Source organism: Pseudomonas sp. BP8 (assembly GCF_017875955.1).
Lineage (GTDB): Bacteria > Pseudomonadota > Gammaproteobacteria > Pseudomonadales > Pseudomonadaceae > Aquipseudomonas.
Genome location: NZ_JAGINK010000001.1, coordinates 5,237,942 through 5,252,721, shown reverse-complemented (window position 1 = coordinate 5,252,721; position 14,780 = coordinate 5,237,942). Strand labels below are relative to the sequence as shown.

Sequence of the window (14,780 nt, the reverse complement as noted above, 5' to 3'; positions counted from 1 at the left end):
CCATGCTAAAGCGCTTCGCACCCCTCGTGCCCCTCGCACTCGTGACCCTGCTTTTTGGCTGCGCGGCTAATGGCCCGGTTTCCCAGCCTCAGGATCAGCAACAGGTCGCCGCTCACACTGCGGACCTGGCCAAACCTTCGGTTTCTTCCGTTTTCGGCGAAGAGCCACTGGCCACTGACGAAGACCTGAACACCTTCTCCAGCAACAGCAAGCCCTACCAGCTGCCTGTCCTCGCTGACAGCATCCTCGAGCGCGGCATGTCGTTGATCGGCACTCGCTATCGCTTCGGCGGCACCTCTGAGCAGTCCGGTTTCGACTGCAGTGGTTTCATCGGCTATCTGTTCCGCGAAGAAGCTGGCATGACCCTGCCACGTTCGACCCGCGAAATGATCAACGTCGATGCGCCCAAGGTAGCGCGCAACAAGCTCAAGCCAGGCGACCTGCTGTTCTTCAGCACCAACGGCCGCGGCCGGGTCAGCCATGCTGGCATCTACCTGGGTGACAACCAGTTCATCCACTCCAGCAGCCGCCGTAGCGGTGGTGTGCGCATCGACAACCTCGGTGATCGCTACTGGAGCAAGACGTTCATCGAGGCCAAGCGTGCCCTGGCCATGGCGCCGACGACGATCTCGCGTAACTGACAGCCAATTGCTGAATTCCGCACGGCGGCGCTGCTGAAAAAGCTCGCCGCCGTGCGTGTTTACAGAAAACGTCTAATCTAAATTCTCAACGCTTTTCGGCCCTGACCGATTGCTCACTTACAGGAAGTTCTGGCCATGGTGATAGTGGCGCGCTTCGCATTCCTTTCCCTGGTGGCCCTGCTGGCTGCCTGCTCCAGCCGTGCCCCGGCACCGGCGCCTGTGGCCAAGCCACAAGTTACCTTCAATCAACAGGTTACCTATTCACCGGTGGCGTCGGATGTGCTGTTCCGGGCGATTGGGCTGGTGGGTACGCCTTATCGCTGGGGTGGCAATACCCCGGATGCCGGGTTTGATTGCAGTGGCTTGATTGGCTATGTCTACCGCGATGCAGCGGGCATCGGCTTGCCGCGTACCACGCGAGAAATGATCGGCATGCGCGCGCCGAATGTGGACATGAATGCCCTGCAATCCGGTGATTTGGTGTTTTTCGCGACCAACGGTGGTTCGCAGGTCAGCCATGCGGGGATTTACGTAGGCGAAGGGCGGTTTGTACATGCGCCGTCCACGGGCGGTACCGTGCGCCTGGATTACCTCTCAAACAGTTACTGGGCCAAGGCCTATCTGCAGGCCAAGCGGATCTTGCCGCCCGGGCATCTGGCGCAGAATCCATAATCCGCTCATAGAACTAACGCTAGCTCATTGATATAGCAAAAACCTGTAGGAGCGGGCTTGCCCCGCGAAACCGGCGAAGCCGGTGCCTTCCGCCACGGTGGCCGGTCTGGCCTCTTCGCGGGTCAAGCCCGCTCCTACAGGGTATGCAGCGCATTTACGGACGGTGTTCTCTACGCGAGCTCGCAACCCGAAGGGCTGGGCAAAAGTTCAGCCTCCTGCGCTGAAGTCAGCGCGTTTTGCTTACCCGCCAGATCACATTCCCCACGTCATCTGCCACCAACACCCCGCCACGTGAGTCAACAGCGACACCCACTGGCCGCCCCATCGCCTGGCCTTCGCCATTCAGAAACCCGCCAAGCAGATCGAGCGGCTTGCCAGCAGGCTTTCCGGCAGCATCAAACGGCACGAAAATAACCTTGTAACCACTGTGCGGCTTGCGGTTCCACGAACCGTGCTGGCCAACTAGCGCGCCGCGCTCAAACGGTGGCGGCAACACACCGGGTTGGATGAAGGCCAGCCCGAGCGAGGCGGTATGCGGCCCCACCGCGTAATCAGGGACCAACGCGCGGGAGACCTTCTGCGGGTCCTGCGGCGTTACCCGGCTATCCACGTGTTGCCCGTAATAGCTGTAGGGCCAGCCATAGAAACCGCCATCGGTGACTGAAGTGATGTAGTCGGGTACCAGGTCGCTGCCGATCTCGTCGCGCTCGTTCACCGCAGTCCACAAGGCACCCGAGTGCGGCGCCCAGGCCAGGCCATTGGGATTGCGTAAACCCGAGGCGAACAGGCGATGCTTGCCACTGGCGGGATCGACTTGCCAGATCGCCGCGCGGTCTTGCTCCTGGTCCATGCCGTTTTCACCGATGTTGCTGTTGGAGCCCACGGTCACGTAGAGCTTGGCTCCGTCGGGGCTGGCAATGACATTCTTGGTCCAGTGGTGATTGAGCGGGCCACCCGGCAGGTCGACCACCTTGATACCGGGCTGGCGAATCTGCAGGGCACCGGTTTCATAGCGAAAGCGCAGCAGTCGGTCGGTATCGGCCACGTAGAAGTCCTTGCCCACCAGGGCCATGCCGAACGGCGAGTTGAGCCCTTCGATGAACGTACTGCGTGTCTCGGCCACACCGTCCTGGTCTGCGTCGCGCAGCAAGGTGATGCGGTTCGCACTGGGCACGCCGGCACCGGCCCGGGCCATGGCTTTTTTCATTAACCAGCCGCGTACGCCCTTGCCATCGTCTGGTTTGGGCGGGGCGTTGGTTTCTGCCACCAGCACGTCGCCGTTAGGCAGTACGTAGAGCCAGCGCGGATGGTCGAGCTTGTCAGCAAAGGCCACGACTTGCGTGCCCGCAGCTGGCGTGGGCGTGACGCCTTGAGGCCAGCCGATTGCCGGGGCAACGTTGACGGTGGGAATCAGGGTCTTGTTCGGCGCGGGCAATCGCGGAGCGGGGCCGAAGCCATCGTTGACGTCCAGGGTCGCGGTGTCGCCGCAGCCCGCGAGGCCGGCGATCAGCGCCAGCAGTAGCGTAGTGCTCATCTTGTCCATGCGCCGGTACCCGTCTCAGAGGTCATGAAATTAAGAGCAACTGCCGCTCGGCGAGGTTCAACCGCTGGCCGCGAACCCCAGAATTCATTGGGTCGAGCAATTATTAACTGTCAGTTACTTATGAAGTTATTTGTGGTTAATTGTTGACCTTTTATAGCGCTATATACTCGGCCAATACCCGCCGGGGCAGGCTCGGCGAGGCACAACAACACAGGCTACCCAGACATGACCCACTACAAGATCGCAGCAATTCCAGGTGATGGCATCGGCGTCGAAGTGATCGCCGCCGGTGTCGAAGTGCTCAAGGCCCTGGCGGCCAAGCGCGGTAGCTTCAGCCTGGACTTCGAGCACTTTGACTGGAGCTCTGAGCGTTACCTGGCTGAGGGTCAGTACATTCCCGAAGGCGGTCTGCAAGCCTTGAAAGCTTTCGATGCGATCTTCTTCGGCGCGGTCGGCAGCCAGGAGGTGCCCGATCACGTCTCGTTGTGGGGTCTGCGCCTGCCAATCTGCCAGGGCTTCGACCAATACGCCAACGTGCGCCCGGCCCGCGTCCTGCCCGGCGTGACCAGCCCTCTGGCAAAGGGCAAGGCGATCGACTGGGTGATCGTGCGGGAAAACTCCGAGGGTGAATATTCCGGCAGCGGTGGCCGCGTCCATCAAGGCCTGCCGATTGAAGTGGCGACCGAGGTCTCGACCTTTACCCGGGTCGGCATCGAGCGCATTCACCGCTTTGCCTTCGACCTGGCCCGCAGCCGCCCGGCCCGCCACCTGACCCTGGTCACCAAATCCAACGCCCAGCGCCACGGCATGGTGCTGTGGGACGAAGTGTTCGAGGAAGTCGCCAAGGACTATCCGGACGTGCGCACCACCCGCGAGCTGGTCGACGCCGTGACCACCACCATGGTGCTCAAGCCCGAATTGCTGGACGTGGTGGTCGCAACCAACCTGCACGCCGACATCCTCTCCGACCTCGCTGCCGCATTGTCTGGCAGCCTGGGCATCGCGCCCACCGCCAACCTCAACCCGAGCCGCGAGTTTCCGTCGATGTTCGAGCCGATCCATGGCTCGGCGTTCGACATCACCGGCAAAGGCGTGGCCAACCCCATCGCTACGTTCTGGACCGCAGTGATGATGCTCGAGCACCTGGGCGAAGCTGCTGCAGCGGCAGAACTGATGGCGGCCATTGAGGCGGTAACCGAGAGCGGGGTGCACACGCCTGATCTGGGCGGCAAGGCCACCACTCGCGACGTGACGGATGCGCTGCTGGCATTGATTCGTCGCTGATAACCTACGCAAGGTGTGCGCCGCGCCTATTCTGCGAGAGCAGGGTAGGCGCCGGGTTCGGCCGATTTCCCTCAGGCCCGGTTTGCCCTCAACCCAGCGACATCCCCCCGCCAAATCCCTCTCGGTTTAATTGACGCTCCGGGTGCAACCCTCTAACCTTCGCGCGTGTTTCAGGTGCCCTGCGGACAATGCGCTGGCGGGGTGAAACTGGGAAGCCGGTGGTATTCCGGCGCTGCCCCCGCAACGGTAGGTGAGTCAAGGCCGCGCAGGGCCACTGGATCGAGCGATCCGGGAAGGCGCGCAGTCGCTGGGCCCAGGCCCGCTCACGAGCCCGGAGACCGGCCTGTTACTGCCAACGGCATCACGGAGGGTGATGCACAGTTCACTGTGGCCTGCGCCACGGCGCCTGCGCGTTCTCCGTTTGCCTGCCTATCGATCTGCCGCCGCTGCGTGCGTGCGCAGGCAACCTGCGGAGACCCCTGATGAGCGAAACCCCCGAACGCGACGAACGCCACCTGGCGCGCATGCAGCGCAAAAAGGCGGTAATCGACGAGCGCATCGCCAATTCCCCCAATGAATGCGGCTTGCTGCTGGTGCTCACCGGCAACGGCAAAGGCAAGAGCAGCTCGGCTTTCGGCATGCTCGCGCGCGCCCTTGGCCATGGCATGCAGTGCGGTGTGGTGCAGTTCATCAAAGGCCGCAACAGCACCGGCGAAGAGCTGTTTTTCCGACGTTTCCCCGAACAGGTGCGCTACCACGTGATGGGCGAGGGCTTCACCTGGGAAACCCAGGACCGCCAGCGTGACATCGCCGCCGCAGAAGCGGCCTGGGCCGTCTCGCGTGAGTTGCTGCAGGATCCGTCGATCCAGTTCGTGGTGCTCGATGAACTGAACATCGCCCTCAAGCATGGCTACCTCGACCTTGATCAGGTACTGACCGACATTCAGGCCCGTCCGCCGATGCAGCACGTCATCGTCACCGGCCGCGGCGCCAAGCCGGAAATGATCGAGCTGGCCGACACCGTGACCGAGATGGGCGTGCTCAAGCATGCCTTCCAGGCCGGTATCCGCGCGCAGAAGGGCGTGGAATTATGAGTGACACCCGGCATTGTCCGGCGGTGCTGATTGCAGCACCGGCTTCCGGCCAGGGCAAGACCACGGTCACCGCAGCCCTGGCGCGCCTGCACCGCAACCTCGGGCGTAAGGTCCGCGTGTTCAAGTGCGGGCCAGACTTTCTCGACCCGATGATCCTTGAGCGCGCCAGTGGTGCGCCGGTGTACCAGCTCGACTTGTGGATGATCGGCGCCGAGGAAAGCCGACGGCTGCTCTGGGAAGCGGCCGCCGAGGCTGACCTGATTTTGATCGAAGGGGTCATGGGGCTGTTCGACGGCACCCCGTCGAGCGCCGACCTGGCCCGCCATTTTGGCGTGCCGGTGCTGGCGGTGATCGACGGCACGGCCATGGCGCAAACCTTCGGCGCCCTCGCGTTGGGGCTGGCGCGCTATCAGGCCGACCTGCCGTTCGCCGGGGTGCTGGCTAACCGGGTCGGCAGCCTGCGCCATGCACAACTGCTCGAAGGCAGCCTGACCGAAGGCCTGCGCTGGTATGGCGGGTTGTCTCGCGAGCGCGGCATCGAGTTGCCCAGCCGCCACCTGGGGCTGGTGCAGGCCAGCGAGCTGAACGATCTCGACCTGCGCCTGGATGCTGCCGCCGAAGCGCTCGGCTCCAGTTGCGACGCGGCCTTGCCGCCGCCAGTCGGCTTCGCCGCGGCTGCACCGACCGCGCCGATACCGGCACTGGCCGGTGTGCGCATCGGCGTGGCCCAGGACGAGGCCTTTGCCTTCACCTATGGCGCCAACCTTGAACTGTTGCGGGCCATGGGTGCTGAACTGGCATTCTTCTCGCCGTTGCACGACCGCGAACTGCCCACTGTCGACAGCTTGTACCTGCCCGGCGGCTACCCGGAACTGCACCACCATGCCCTGGCCGCCAATGCGCCGATGCTTGCGGCAATTCGCGCCCACCATGCCCAGGGCAAACCGCTGCTGGCCGAGTGCGGCGGCATGCTCTATCTGCTTGATGCGCTGACCGATGTCGCCGGCGAGCGCGCGCCCCTGCTGGGCCTGCTGCCCGGCGAGGCCACCATGCAGAAGCGCCTGGCAGCCCTCGCCCTGCAAGCGGTGGAGCTGCCAGAGGGGACCCTGCGCGGGCACACCTACCACCATTCGCTGACCAGCACCGAACTCGAACCGATCGCACGCGGGCTGAGCCCCAATGGCGGGCGGGGTAACGAGGCGGTCTACCGTCTGGGCCGGCTGACCGCGTCCTACGTGCACTTCTATTTCCCCTCCAGCCCTGACGCGGCGGCGGCGCTGCTGCGACCATGAGCGAACACGCCTTCAGCGCTGCCGAGCGCGATGCGCTGTACCGCGCCATCGGTGAGCGTCGCGACATGCGCCACTTTGCCGGTGGCGAAATAGCGCCGCAGCTCCTCACCCGGCTACTGGGCGCCGCCCATCAGGCGCCCAGTGTCGGCCTGATGCAGCCGTGGCGGTTTATCCGGATCAGCCAGCGCGAACTGCGCGGGCGCATCCAGGCCTTGGTGGAAGCGGAGCGGGTACGCACTGCCGAAGCCCTGGGCGAACGCTCCGATGAGTTCATGAAGCTCAAGGTCGAGGGCATCAACGACTGCGCCGAAGTGCTGGTGGCGGCATTGATGGACAACCGCGAACCGCACATCTTTGGCCGCCGTACCTTGCCGGAAATGGACCTGGCCTCGCTCGCCTGCGCAATCCAGAACCTCTGGCTGGCTGCGCGTGCCGAGGGCCTGGGCATGGGCTGGGTATCGCTGTTCGACCCGCAGGCGCTGGCCGAGCTGCTGGGCATGCCTGCCGGGGCCAAGCCGGTCGCGGTGCTCTGCCTGGGGCCGGTTCAGGCGTTTTATCCAGCGCCGATGCTGGTCATGCAGAACTGGGCCGAACAACGGCCACTGAGCGACATGCTCTACGACAATCAATGGGGAGAGCGCGAATGAGCGTGGCCTTGCTGACCGTGGCCGGGGTGGCCATGGACGCCTTGCTTGGCGAGCCGCAACGGCGTCATCCGCTGGTCGCGTTCGGCAACCTGGCCAAGCGCCTCGAGCAGCGTCTCAATGCCGGCGGGCGAGGCTGGCGCAGCCACGGCGTGAGTGCCTGGTTCCTGGCGGTGGTGCCACTGACCCTGCTGGCGTTGATCCTGTCCTGGCTGCCCTACATCGGCTGGATCGTCGACGTGCTGGCGCTGTATTGCGCGCTGGGCCTGCGCAGCCTGGGTGAACATGTGCTGCCGGTGGCCGAGGCCCTGCGCCGCGGCGACCTGGCGCAAGCGCGCCAGCGCGTGGGTTACCTGGTCAGCCGCGAGACGGCTGAACTCGATGAGCCCGCCGTCGCCCGCGCCGCCACCGAGTCGGTGCTCGAGAACGGCAGCGACGCGGTGTTCGCCGCGCTGTTCTGGTTCATCGTCGCCGGTGCGCCCGGGGTGGTGCTGTACCGCCTGAGCAATACCCTCGATGCCATGTGGGGCTATCGCAACGAGCGGTTCGAGCGGTTCGGTTGGGCTGCGGCGCGCATCGATGACGTGCTCAACTATCTGCCCGCAAGGTTGGTGGCATTGACCTACGCCGTGCTTGGCAAGACGCGCCTGGCGCTGGCCTGCTGGCGCAAGCAGGGGCCGCTGTGGGACAGCCCCAACGCCGGCCCGGTAATGGCCGCGGGTGCCGGTGCGCTGGGGGTCGAGCTGGGTGGCCCGGCGGTCTACCACGGCGAACTGCATGAGCGCCCGCGCCTGGGCGAAGGGCCGATGGCCGACGCCGAGGCCATCGAACGCGGCTGGAGCCTGGTGCAGCGAGGCGTGTGGCTGTGGTTGCTGGTGATCTGCCTGGGAGGCTATCTGAATGCTTGAACATGGCGGGCGGCTGCTGAGGGCGGTGCACCAGTACGGAATTGCCCGCGAGCAGTGGCTCGATCTGTCCAGCGGCATCGCGCCCTGGCCCTATGCAATCCCGCCGATTCCGCTGGACGCTTGGGCACGCCTGCCGGAGACCGAAGACGGCCTGGAGCACGCCGCCCGGCGCTATTACGGCGCAGCCCAGCTACTGCCGGTGGCCGGCTCCCAGGCCGCTATCCAGGCGTTGCCGCACCTGCGCGGCAAAGGCCGGGTCGGCGTGCTCGCACCGTGCTACGCCGAGCATCCCTATGCCTGGCAGCGCGCCGGTCATCAACTGCTCGAACTGGATGACGCGCAGGTCGAGCAAGCCCTCGACAGCCTGGATGTGCTGCTGCTGGTCAACCCCAACAACCCCACCGGGCGCCGTGTGCCGCGCGCGCGCCTGCTCGACTGGCAGGCCCGGCTGGCACGCCGGGGTGCCTGGCTGGTGGTTGATGAAGCGTTCATGGACACCACCCCAGAACACAGCGTGGTCGACTGCGCCGAGCGCCCGGGGCTGATCGTGCTGCGCTCGTTTGGCAAGTTCTTCGGCCTCGCTGGGGTACGGCTGGGCTTCGTCATGGCCGAGCAGAGCTTGTTGCAACGCCTGGCCGAACTGCTCGGGCCATGGACGGTGCCAGGCCCGACACGGGTGCTCGGCCAGGCTTGCCTGGCCGATAACGCGGCTCATGCTGCCCAGATCGACCGTTGCCAGCAGGCTGGTCAGCGCCTCGCCGTGCTGCTCGCCGATGCCGGCCTGAGCCCCAGCGGCGGCTGTGATCTGTTTCAGTATGTGGGTGGCGAGCAGGCCAGCCGCCTGCATGGCTTTCTCGCCCGGCGCGGCATTCTCGTGCGCCTGTTCGACCATCCGCCCGCAGTGCGCTTCGGTCTGCCGCCCAGCGCGGCCGATGAGCAGCGCCTGTGCCAAGCACTGGCTGACTACCAGAAGGAATCAGCATGACCACCCTCATGGTGCAAGGCACCACCTCTGATGCCGGCAAGAGCACGCTGGTGACTGCCCTGTGCCGCTGGCTGTTGCGCCAGGGCGTCGCCGTGGTGCCGTTCAAGCCACAGAACATGGCCCTCAACAGCGCGGTCACCGCCGACGGCGGCGAGATTGGCCGCGCCCAGGCGGTACAGGCTCAAGCCTGTCGGCTGGCGCCGCACACCGACATGAACCCGGTGCTGCTCAAGCCCAACAGTGATACCGGCGCCCAGGTGATCATCCATGGCCGCGTCGTGACCAGCATGAACGCGGTGGCCTATCACGACTACAAGGCCATCGCCATGCAGGCCGTACTGGCCTCGCACCAGCGCCTGCAGGCGGCCTATCCGGTGGTCATGGTCGAGGGCGCCGGCTCGCCGGCGGAAATCAACCTGCGCGCCGGTGACATCGCCAACATGGGCTTTGCCGAGGCGGTCGACTGCCCGGTGATCCTGGTGGCCGATATCAACCGCGGCGGGGTGTTCGCCCACCTGGTCGGCACCTTGGAACTGCTCTCGGCGAGCGAGCAGGCGCGGGTCAAGGGCTTTGTCATCAACCGCTTCCGTGGTGATATCGCCCTGTTGCAACCCGGACTCGACTGGCTCGAACAACGCACCGGCAAACCGGTACTGGGTGTACTGCCGTATGTCACCGACCTGCACCTGGAAGCCGAGGACGCCATCGACGCGCGCCAGCCGGCCAAGGCCGAGCGGGTGCTCAAGGTGATCGTGCCGGTGCTGCCGCGCATCAGTAACCACACCGACTTCGATCCACTGCGCCTGCATCCGCAGGTCGACCTGCAGTTCATCGGCCCCGGCCAGCCGATCCCCGCAGCAGACCTGATCATCCTGCCCGGCTCGAAGAGCGTGCGGGCCGACCTGGCGCAGTTGCGCGAGCGTGGCTGGGCCACGGCCATCGAACGCCACCTGCGCTACGGCGGCAAACTCATCGGCATCTGCGGCGGGCTGCAGATGCTCGGCCGGGAAGTGCGTGATCCCCTCGGCCTGGAAGGCGCGGCCGGTGACAGTGCCGGCCTTGGCCTGTTCGACTACGTGACCGAGCTCGAGGCGCACAAGCAGCTGCGTAACGTCGCGGGCACCTTGCACCTTGAGCAGTCTGCGGTAAGCGGCTACGAAATCCATGCCGGGGTCACTCGCGGCCCGGCGCTGGAGCGGCCAGCCGTGCAGCTCGCCGATGGTCGCTGCGATGGTGCGATCAGCGCTGATGGGCAGATCCTCGCGACCTACCTGCATGGCCTGTTCGAAGGCAGCCACTCGTGCGCCGCGCTGTTGCGCTGGGCTGGCCTGGAAGCGGTGCAGAGCATCGACTATGACGCCCTGCGCGAGCGCGATATCGAGCGCCTCGCCGACCTCATCGAGCAGCACCTGGACACCGCGCAGCTGCGCCAACTGTGTGGGGTCGCCTGAGATGCGCAACCTGATCCTTGGCGGCGCGCGCTCGGGCAAGAGCCGTCTTGCCGAACAACTGGCCGAGGCCTCTGGCCTGGCGGTGACCTACATCGCCACCAGTGAACCGCTCGACGGTGAAATGAACGAGCGGGTGCGCCTGCACCGCCAACGTCGCCCCGCGCACTGGCAACTGATCGAAGAACCGCTGCAACTGGCTGCCGTACTGCGTGCCGAAGCCGGCGAAGGGCGCTGCCTGCTGGTCGACTGCCTGACCCTGTGGCTGACCAATCTGCTCATGCTGGAGGATGACCAGCGCCTGGTCGCCGAGCGCGACGCGCTGCTCGATTGTCTGCAAAGCCTGCCCGGCACGATCATTCTGGTCAGCAATGAAACCGGCCTGGGCGTAGTGCCCATGGGCGAGCTGACCCGCCGTTACGTCGACCAGGCCGGCTGGCTGCACCAGGCCGTGGCCGAGCGCTGCGAGCGCGTGGTGCTGACCGTAGCCGGCCTCCCTCTCATGCTTAAAGGACCTGCTCTATGACCTCATCGTGGTGGCGCGACGCCTGCCAACCTGTTGATCACGCCGCCATCGAACAGGCCCGCGCGCGTCAGCAGCAGTTGACCAAACCAGCCGGTTCGCTGGGCCAGCTGGAAACCCTGGCAATCACCCTGGCCGGCTTGCAGGGGCGTGAGCGGCCGAGCCTGGAGCGGGTCGCGATCACTATTTTTGCCGGTGACCATGGCGTGGTCGAGGAGGGCATCTCGGCTTATCCGCAGGCGGTCACCGGGCAGATGTTGCGCAACTTTGTCGGCGGCGGCGCGGCGATCAGCGTCTTGGCGCGCCAGCTCGACGCCAGCCTGGAGGTGGTCGATCTGGGTACCATCGACCCCACCTTGCAGCTGCCGGGCGTGCGTCATCTGCGCCTGGGTGCTGGCACGGCGAACTTCGCCCAGGGCCCGGCGATGAGCGAAGCGCAACTGCAGGCAGCGCTGCAGGCCGGACGTGACAGCGCTTCACGTGCGGCCGAGGCGGGCGCGCAGCTGTTTATCGGCGGCGAGATGGGGATTGGCAACACCACCGCCGCGGCCGCCCTGGCGAGCACCTTGCTCGGCTGCCCGGCGCGTCAACTCAGCGGCCCAGGCACGGGCCTGGACAGCGCCGGCGTGCTGCACAAGGCGCAGGTGATCGAACGCGCCCTGGCCCTGCACGGCCTGCGCGCCGATCAGCCGTGGCAGGCGCTGGCGTGTGTCGGCGGCTTTGAAATTGCCGCGTTGGCCGGCGCTTACCTGGCCTGTGCCCAGCAGGGTGTCGCGGTGCTGGTGGACGGCTTCATCTGCAGCGTTGCCGCGTTGGTTGCAGTGCGTCTCAACCCGCAGTGCCGGCCATGGCTGCTGTTCGCCCACCAGGGCGCCGAGCCTGGCCATCAAGCGTTGCTCGAGGCCCTGCAGGGTGAACCGCTGCTGGCCCTCGGCCTGCGCCTGGGCGAGGGCAGTGGTGCAGCCTTGGCGGTCCCGCTGATGCGCCTGGCCTGTGCCCTGCACGGGCAGATGGCAACGTTTGCCGAAGCGGCAGTGGCGGATCGGCCGGCATGATCCTCGACCTGTTGCGTCACGGCGAGACTGAACTGGGTGGCGGCCTGCGCGGCAGCCTCGACGACGCCCTGACCGAGCGTGGCTGGGCGCAGATGCGCGCCGCGCTCGAACAGGCCGGGCCATGGGATGCGCTGGTGAGCTCGCCGCTGCAACGCTGTGCACGCTTCGCCGACGAGGTGGGCGAGCGCCTCGTCCTGCCGGTGCAGCTCGAGCCCGGCCTGCAGGAGTTGCACTTTGGTGACTGGGAGGGGCATAGCGCCGCGCAGTTGATGGAGACCCAGGCCGAGCAGCTCGGTCGCTTCTGGGCTGATCCCTATGCCTTCACCCCGCCGGGGGGGGAGCCAGTCGAGGCCTTTGCCGAGCGTGTGCTGGCCGCCATCGCAGGCCTGCAGCGCGCGTATGCCGGCAAGCAGGTGTTGCTGGTCACCCACGGCGGCGTGATGCGCCTGTTGCTGGCGCGGGCACGGGGCTTGCCGCGCGAGCAGTTGTTGCAGGTCGAGGTCGGGCATGGCGCCCTGGTGCGCTTGCAGGTGCAGGACGGGCAGTTGTTGGAGGTCGTTTGAAATGCTGCCCTTGCTGATTGCCCTGCAGTTTCTCAGCAGCTTGCCGGTGACACTGCCGGGTATGCCACAGCCGCGCGAGATGGGGCGCTCATTGCTGTTCTATCCGCTCGTCGGGCTGCTCTTCGGCGTGTTGCTGTGGCTGGCTAGCGCGCTGTTGCAAGGCACTGCGGCGCCATTGCAGGCAGCCTTGTTGCTGACCCTATGGGTGTTGCTCAGTGGCGCGTTGCACCTGGATGGCCTGGCCGACAGTGCCGACGCCTGGCTCGGCGGCTTCGGCGATCGTGAGCGCACCTTGCTGATCATGAAAGACCCGCGCAGCGGGCCGATTGCGGTGGTGACGCTGGGGTTGGTGCTGCTGCTCAAGTTCTGCGCACTGTGGGTGCTGGTGGAGCGGGGCGCGGGGGCGCTGCTGGTACTTGCGCCGGTGATCGGTCGGGCGGCGTTGCTCGGGCTGTTTCTCGGTACACCGTATGTGCGTCCGGGCGGGCTTGGCCAGGCTTTGGCGGAGCACCTGCCGCGGCAAGCAGCGCGCTGGGTGCTGCTGGGTAGCGCGCTGGGTTGCGTCGTCATTGGTGGTTGGTCAGCGCTGTGGATATTGTTGCTGGCGGTTGCGGTGTTTGCCTGGTTGCGTCACCTAATGTGTAGACGGCTGGGCGGGACTACCGGAGACACTGCCGGGGCACTGCTCGAGTTGCTGGAGCTGGCGGTGGTGGTGGGCCTGGCCTTGATGCTGCCGGGTTAAGGGTTGTTGCATCTGATCCGGGACTAAACGTTCTGCTGATCACGCCGTCCCTGTAGGAGCGGGCTTGCCCCGCGAAGACGCCAGAGATGTCCATACATCTCCTGAATCATTCGGCAATTTCCGGCAATTCATCAACTGTGCGCGTGCCGACCTGGCAGCGTATCGTCGAGCGCCTCTCCAATCAGCCAGGGAGGCGCGGCCATGCGTCACTGGATCTTCACCAGCCTGCTTCTGCTCATCTCATTGCCCGTTGCGGCTGCCGACCTGATCGACTTCTGGAACACCCCGCGCCATGGCGGCAACAGTTTCAATCGCCTGCCGCCGAACCAGGCCTACTTCGAGGCGCTGAAGGGCTACGGCGCCAGCTGGGTGCGGCTCTCCTACGACAAATGGCAGCCCGAGCACCGCGACTACCTGCTGGGCAATGCCGACGCCTATACAGGCCTCGCCAGCAAAGACCTCGCGCAACTCAAGCAGGTTCTCGACCACGCGTATGCCGCTGGCCTCAAGGTAGTTATCGCGCCACTCTCGCTGCCCGGCATGCGCTGGTCGCAGAACAACCAGGGCCGCTTTGACGATCGTCTGTGGCAAGACAAACGCTACTGGCAGCAAGCAGCGGCCTTCTGGCGCGATCTGGCCGAGGAGCTCAAGGACCATCCCGCCGTTGCCGCTTACAACCTGATCAACGAGCCAGCCCCGGAGAAGGAGGGTGGTTTGGCCGAGCACGCCGACCCTGAGCAGATGCAACGCTGGTATGCGACGCACCAGGGCGGACCCCGAGACCTGCCGGCGTTGTATCGGCAAATCGTCGCGGCCATCCGCGAGGTCGATGACAAGACGCCGGTCATGCTCGACGCTGGCTGGTATGCCTCGGCCGACGCGTTTGCCTACTGGCCGCAGCCGTTGGCAGACCAGCGTGTGCTGTACAGCCTGCACATGTACGAACCCTACGCGGCCACCAGCGCACCGAACATCACCCGCAAGACGCCGTTCGTTTATCCCGGCCAGGTGCCGTTCGCCGGGCGTAACGAGCTGTGGAATGCCCAGCGAGTCGCGGCCTACCTGCAACAACCGCTCGACTGGCTTGACGCGATGCAGCTGCCGCGCTCACGCCTGGTGGTCGGCGAGTTCGGCTGCATGCGCCGCCTGCCCGGCTGCCGGGAGTACCTCGAAGACGTCCTGACGGTGCTGGAGCGCAATGCCCTGCACTGGGCGTTCTACAGTTTCCGCGAAGACAGCTGGGATGGCATGGACTACGAATTGGGCACGGCCAAGGTGCCCTGGCGGTATTGGCAGGCCATCGACCAGGGCGCAGCCGATCCAGTGCAACGCACTGCCACTGAGGCTTTCGAGCCGATTCGTCGACGTTTGCAGCCCTGAGCGCCA

The 14,780-nt window shown here is 65.7% G+C and carries 15 protein-coding genes and 1 riboswitch; of the genes, 14 read left to right on the top strand and 1 reads right to left on the bottom strand.

Annotated elements, in window-relative coordinates:
* Nucleotides 1-2 precede the first annotated feature (2 nt).
* Nucleotides 3-641 (top strand): C40 family peptidase, encoded by a 639-nt coding sequence (locus J3B00_RS22955; RefSeq protein ID WP_209872413.1) that lies wholly within the window; start codon nt 3-5, stop codon nt 639-641.
* A 135-nt stretch (nt 642-776) separates the two neighbouring features.
* Nucleotides 777-1,313 (top strand): C40 family peptidase, encoded by a 537-nt coding sequence (locus J3B00_RS22950; RefSeq protein ID WP_209872410.1) that lies wholly within the window; start codon nt 777-779, stop codon nt 1,311-1,313.
* Nucleotides 1,314-1,539: 226 nt separating this feature from the next.
* On the opposite strand, the gene J3B00_RS22945 is transcribed toward J3B00_RS22950, so the two are convergent.
* A complete protein-coding gene (locus J3B00_RS22945; protein WP_245362610.1) occupies nt 1,540-2,856 on the bottom strand; it encodes a sorbosone dehydrogenase family protein in 1,317 nt (438 codons plus the stop codon).
* Between the two features lie 225 nt (nt 2,857-3,081).
* Between J3B00_RS22945 and J3B00_RS22940 the strand changes: the two genes are divergently transcribed.
* The 12 genes from J3B00_RS22940 (at nt 3,082) to J3B00_RS22885 (ending at nt 14,774) form a co-directional block, all read left to right on the top strand.
* Nucleotides 3,082-4,140: a tartrate dehydrogenase gene (locus J3B00_RS22940; protein WP_209872405.1), complete on the top strand. Its 1,059-nt coding sequence runs from the start codon at nt 3,082-3,084 to the stop codon at nt 4,138-4,140.
* A 155-nt stretch (nt 4,141-4,295) separates the two neighbouring features.
* Nucleotides 4,296-4,502, top strand: a riboswitch (cobalamin riboswitch).
* Nucleotides 4,503-4,622: 120 nt separating this feature from the next.
* Nucleotides 4,623-5,234, top strand: coding sequence for a cob(I)yrinic acid a,c-diamide adenosyltransferase (gene cobO / locus J3B00_RS22935; RefSeq protein ID WP_209872402.1), 612 nt, complete (start codon nt 4,623-4,625; stop codon nt 5,232-5,234).
* Nucleotides 5,231-6,526, top strand: coding sequence for a cobyrinate a,c-diamide synthase (locus J3B00_RS22930; RefSeq protein ID WP_209872398.1), 1,296 nt, complete (start codon nt 5,231-5,233; stop codon nt 6,524-6,526). Before cobO ends, J3B00_RS22930 begins: the two co-directional genes overlap by 4 nt.
* Entirely contained in the window at nt 6,523-7,173 is a 651-nt protein-coding gene (bluB, locus tag J3B00_RS22925) for a 5,6-dimethylbenzimidazole synthase (RefSeq protein WP_209872396.1), read from the top strand. The genes J3B00_RS22930 and bluB overlap by 4 nt, the downstream gene beginning before the upstream one ends.
* A complete protein-coding gene (gene cbiB / locus J3B00_RS22920; RefSeq protein WP_209872393.1) occupies nt 7,170-8,078 on the top strand; it encodes an adenosylcobinamide-phosphate synthase CbiB in 909 nt (302 codons plus the stop codon). Before bluB ends, cbiB begins: the two co-directional genes overlap by 4 nt.
* Nucleotides 8,071-9,063 carry a threonine-phosphate decarboxylase CobD gene (cobD, locus tag J3B00_RS22915; RefSeq protein WP_209872390.1) on the top strand — a complete coding sequence of 331 codons (993 nt, stop codon included), beginning with the start codon at nt 8,071-8,073 and terminating at the stop codon, nt 9,061-9,063. The genes cbiB and cobD overlap by 8 nt, the downstream gene beginning before the upstream one ends.
* Nucleotides 9,060-10,514 (top strand): cobyric acid synthase, encoded by a 1,455-nt coding sequence (locus J3B00_RS22910; protein WP_209872385.1) that lies wholly within the window; start codon nt 9,060-9,062, stop codon nt 10,512-10,514. The genes cobD and J3B00_RS22910 overlap by 4 nt, the downstream gene beginning before the upstream one ends.
* A gap of 1 nt (nt 10,515) precedes the next feature.
* Entirely contained in the window at nt 10,516-11,037 is a 522-nt protein-coding gene (gene cobU / locus J3B00_RS22905; protein WP_209872382.1) for a bifunctional adenosylcobinamide kinase/adenosylcobinamide-phosphate guanylyltransferase, read from the top strand.
* The gene (gene cobT / locus J3B00_RS22900) at nt 11,034-12,089 is read left to right on the top strand and encodes a nicotinate-nucleotide--dimethylbenzimidazole phosphoribosyltransferase (RefSeq protein ID WP_209872379.1); all 1,056 of its coding nucleotides are present in this window, start codon (nt 11,034-11,036) and stop codon (nt 12,087-12,089) included. Before cobU ends, cobT begins: the two co-directional genes overlap by 4 nt.
* Nucleotides 12,086-12,652 carry an alpha-ribazole phosphatase family protein gene (gene cobC / locus J3B00_RS22895; RefSeq protein ID WP_209872376.1) on the top strand — a complete coding sequence of 189 codons (567 nt, stop codon included), beginning with the start codon at nt 12,086-12,088 and terminating at the stop codon, nt 12,650-12,652. The genes cobT and cobC overlap by 4 nt, the downstream gene beginning before the upstream one ends.
* 1 nt (nt 12,653) lies before the next feature.
* A complete protein-coding gene (locus J3B00_RS22890) occupies nt 12,654-13,394 on the top strand; it encodes an adenosylcobinamide-GDP ribazoletransferase (RefSeq protein ID WP_209872373.1) in 741 nt (246 codons plus the stop codon).
* Nucleotides 13,395-13,661: 267 nt separating this feature from the next.
* Nucleotides 13,662-14,774, top strand: a complete 1,113-nt coding sequence (locus J3B00_RS22885) for a cellulase family glycosylhydrolase (RefSeq protein WP_348635987.1) — start codon at nt 13,662-13,664, stop codon at nt 14,772-14,774.
* Nucleotides 14,775-14,780: the final 6 nt, after the last annotated feature.

What these genes read in the sequence shown, in the direction of transcription:
- J3B00_RS22890 (WP_209872373.1), top strand. Translation starts at nt 12,654, where the DNA reads ATGCTGCCCTTGCTGATTGCCCTGCAGTTTCTCAGCAGCTTGCCGGTG.
- cobD (WP_209872390.1), top strand. Translation starts at nt 8,071, where the DNA reads ATGCTTGAACATGGCGGGCGGCTGCTGAGGGCGGTGCACCAGTACGGA.
- J3B00_RS22930 (WP_209872398.1), top strand. Translation starts at nt 5,231, where the DNA reads ATGAGTGACACCCGGCATTGTCCGGCGGTGCTGATTGCAGCACCGGCT.
- J3B00_RS22945 (WP_245362610.1), bottom strand. Translation starts at nt 2,856, where the DNA reads ATGGACAAGATGAGCACTACGCTACTGCTGGCGCTGATCGCCGGCCTC.
- cobC (WP_209872376.1), top strand. Translation starts at nt 12,086, where the DNA reads ATGATCCTCGACCTGTTGCGTCACGGCGAGACTGAACTGGGTGGCGGC.
- J3B00_RS22940 (WP_209872405.1), top strand. Translation starts at nt 3,082, where the DNA reads ATGACCCACTACAAGATCGCAGCAATTCCAGGTGATGGCATCGGCGTC.
- cobU (WP_209872382.1), top strand. Translation starts at nt 10,516, where the DNA reads ATGCGCAACCTGATCCTTGGCGGCGCGCGCTCGGGCAAGAGCCGTCTT.
- J3B00_RS22950 (WP_209872410.1), top strand. Translation starts at nt 777, where the DNA reads ATGGTGATAGTGGCGCGCTTCGCATTCCTTTCCCTGGTGGCCCTGCTG.
- J3B00_RS22910 (WP_209872385.1), top strand. Translation starts at nt 9,060, where the DNA reads ATGACCACCCTCATGGTGCAAGGCACCACCTCTGATGCCGGCAAGAGC.
- bluB (WP_209872396.1), top strand. Translation starts at nt 6,523, where the DNA reads ATGAGCGAACACGCCTTCAGCGCTGCCGAGCGCGATGCGCTGTACCGC.
- cobT (WP_209872379.1), top strand. Translation starts at nt 11,034, where the DNA reads ATGACCTCATCGTGGTGGCGCGACGCCTGCCAACCTGTTGATCACGCC.
- cobO (WP_209872402.1), top strand. Translation starts at nt 4,623, where the DNA reads ATGAGCGAAACCCCCGAACGCGACGAACGCCACCTGGCGCGCATGCAG.
- cbiB (WP_209872393.1), top strand. Translation starts at nt 7,170, where the DNA reads ATGAGCGTGGCCTTGCTGACCGTGGCCGGGGTGGCCATGGACGCCTTG.
- J3B00_RS22955 (WP_209872413.1), top strand. Translation starts at nt 3, where the DNA reads ATGCTAAAGCGCTTCGCACCCCTCGTGCCCCTCGCACTCGTGACCCTG.